The organism is Streptomyces sp. NPDC048415 (assembly GCF_040651675.1).
GTDB lineage: Bacteria > Actinomycetota > Actinomycetes > Streptomycetales > Streptomycetaceae > Streptomyces.
The window spans coordinates 1-2,225 of sequence record NZ_JBEZKJ010000215.1 but is presented as its reverse complement, the minus strand read 5'-3'; the positions used below and the strand labels follow the sequence as shown (position 1 = coordinate 2,225).

Below are 2,225 nucleotides of genomic sequence, written 5' to 3'. Positions count from 1 at the left end.
CATGAACCGGTGCACATACTCCAGCGCCACCTGCGTCTTGCCGACGCCGCCGAGTCCGAACAGTGCCTGCGGCTGCGGCAGGACGACCGAGATGCGGCGCTCGGGCGACCGGGACCCGACGCACGTCGTGGGCCCGGGTCACGGCCGGGACCGAATCGCCGTCGGCGTCGGTCGGTTCGGCCCTGAGTGTGACCTGCTCGCCTTTGGTTTCCGCTGTGATTCGCGGAGCGGCCAAGCAGGGCATTCCGGGCAGTGGTTGATGCCTCGGTGGCGTGAGCTTGGCAGAGAGGCGGGTGGTACGGCGATGATGTGCCACGGCGGGTTTGCGCCGTGGCTGTTTTCCGCCACGAACGCCACCGACCTGCCGGAACGGCATTCACGCATCCTTGGGGAGGGACGTCGCCGCATGCTGGGAGCGATAGGTCTGGACGACACGCACGAGTCGGCGTACCGGGCGCTGGTGTCCGTGGGCGCCGCGGACGTGCCCGATCTCGCACGGCGCCTCACACTCGGCGAGTACGACACCGAGCGCGCCCTGCGCCGGCTGGAGCGGCACGGTCTCGCCGCCCAGTCCTCGGCCCGGCCCGGGCGCTGGGTCGCCGCGCCGCCCGGCGTCGCGCTCGGCGCGCTGCTCACCCAGCAGCGGCACGAGCTGGAGAAGGCGGAGCTGGCGGCTGCGCTGCTCGCCGAGGAGTACCGGGCGCAGGCCGTCGAGCCCGCCGTACACGACCTGGTCGAGGTGGTGATCGGCGCGGCGGCGGTCGCGCAGCGTTTCCTCCAGCTCCAGCTGGGCGCGAGCGAGGAGGTGTGCGCGCTGGTCACCGGTAACCCGGTCGTCGTCTCCGGCATGGACAACGAAGCGGAGGAGCAGGCCGCCGGGCGGGGCGTGCGCTACCGCGTGGTCGTCGAGCGGTCCGTCCTCGACCAGCCCACCGGGATCACCGAGCTGTCCGCCGCGCTCGGCCGGGACGAGCGGGTGCGGGTGGTGGACACGGTGCCGACCAAGCTGGTGGTCGCCGACCGGACGCTCGCGATGGTCCCGCTCACCTCGCACACCGCGGAGCCCGCCGCACTGGTCGTGCACGCGAGCGGACTGCTGGAACTGCTGTCGGGACTGTTCGAGTCGGTGTGGCGCGACGCGCTGCCGCTGCGGCTGGGCAGCCGTGGCGTCCTGGAGCAGGAACCGGACGGCCCGGACAGCACCGACCTGGAGATCCTCTCGCTCCTCCTCGCCGGGCTGACCGACGCGAGCGTCGCCAAGCAGCTCGATCTGGGCCTGCGGACCGTCCAGCGCCGGGTGAAGCGGCTGATGGAGCTGACCGGCGTGACGACGCGACTGCAGCTGGGCTGGCACGCGTACGAGCGGGGCTGGGTGGCGCGGGACTGACCTGCGGTCCCAGGTCCGCTCAGTCACCCTTGGCAGATGGGAGTGTGGGAACTCCTGCTGGTCGGCGTGGTGATCCTGGTCGGCCTGTCCGGAGTACTGGTGCCCGGTGTTCCGGGGTCGTGGCTCGTCTGGGCCGCGGTCTCGTGGTGGGCACTGAGCGACGCGCAGGCCCTCTCCTGGTTCGTCCTCGTCGGCGCGACCGTGGTCCTGCTGGTGTCCCAGACGATCCGGTGGATGCTGCCTCCCCGACGGCTGCGGGCGAGCGGCGCCACCACCCGGATGGCGGTGTACGCCGGGGCCGGTGCGCTGCTCGGCTTCTGCCTGCTGCCGGTGGTCGGCGCGATACCCGGTTTCGTCGGCGGGATCTACCTCTGCGAGCGGCTGCGGCTGGGCGGACACCGACAGGCGAGGGCGGCGGTGGGGACCGCGATGCGCTCGGGCGGGTGGAGTGTGCTGACGGAGCTCTTCGGCTGCCTGCTGATCACGGGGGCGTGGTCGGCGGCGGTGATCTGGGGCTGACGCCCGCCACCCGCACACGGCCGTAGGCGTAGCGCACGGTCAGGGGCGGGCAGTCATCGAAGGTGTAGCCGTCGATCGTCGCAGCGTACAGGCCGAGCCTGCCGGTGCGCTGGCCGAGACGAGGGTCGTCGGCCAGCTGCCGGGCGAGGACCTTGACCGCGTATGGGACACCGTCTCCGAGGTGGGCGCAGAGGTCGCGTATGTGGTCGGGTATGTCCACGGTCACGGTCAAGGGTCCCCTCCCCTCTGGGTCGTTGGGTGCTGTCTGCCAGGATGCCAGCCGTAGTGCCGCCCCCGCAGTGACCTGCGGGGGCGGCAC

2 protein-coding genes and 1 pseudogene are annotated in these 2,225 nt (G+C 72.1%); 2 read left to right on the top strand and 1 reads right to left on the bottom strand.

Annotated elements, in window-relative coordinates; genetic code table 11:
* Positions 1–406 precede the first annotated feature (406 nt).
* Entirely contained in the window at positions 407–1,387 is a 981-nt protein-coding gene (locus tag AB0D27_RS45395; protein ID WP_362521507.1) for a winged helix-turn-helix transcriptional regulator, read from the top strand.
* Positions 1,388–1,423: 36 nt separating this feature from the next.
* Positions 1,424–1,906 (top strand): DUF456 domain-containing protein, encoded by a 483-nt coding sequence (locus tag AB0D27_RS45390; RefSeq protein ID WP_362521504.1) that lies wholly within the window; start codon positions 1,424–1,426, stop codon positions 1,904–1,906.
* Here the strand turns inward: AB0D27_RS45390 and AB0D27_RS45385 are convergent.
* Positions 1,869–2,225, bottom strand: a pseudogene (locus AB0D27_RS45385) (hypothetical protein); the annotation flags it as partial. The gene AB0D27_RS45390 and the pseudogene AB0D27_RS45385 overlap by 38 nt on opposite strands.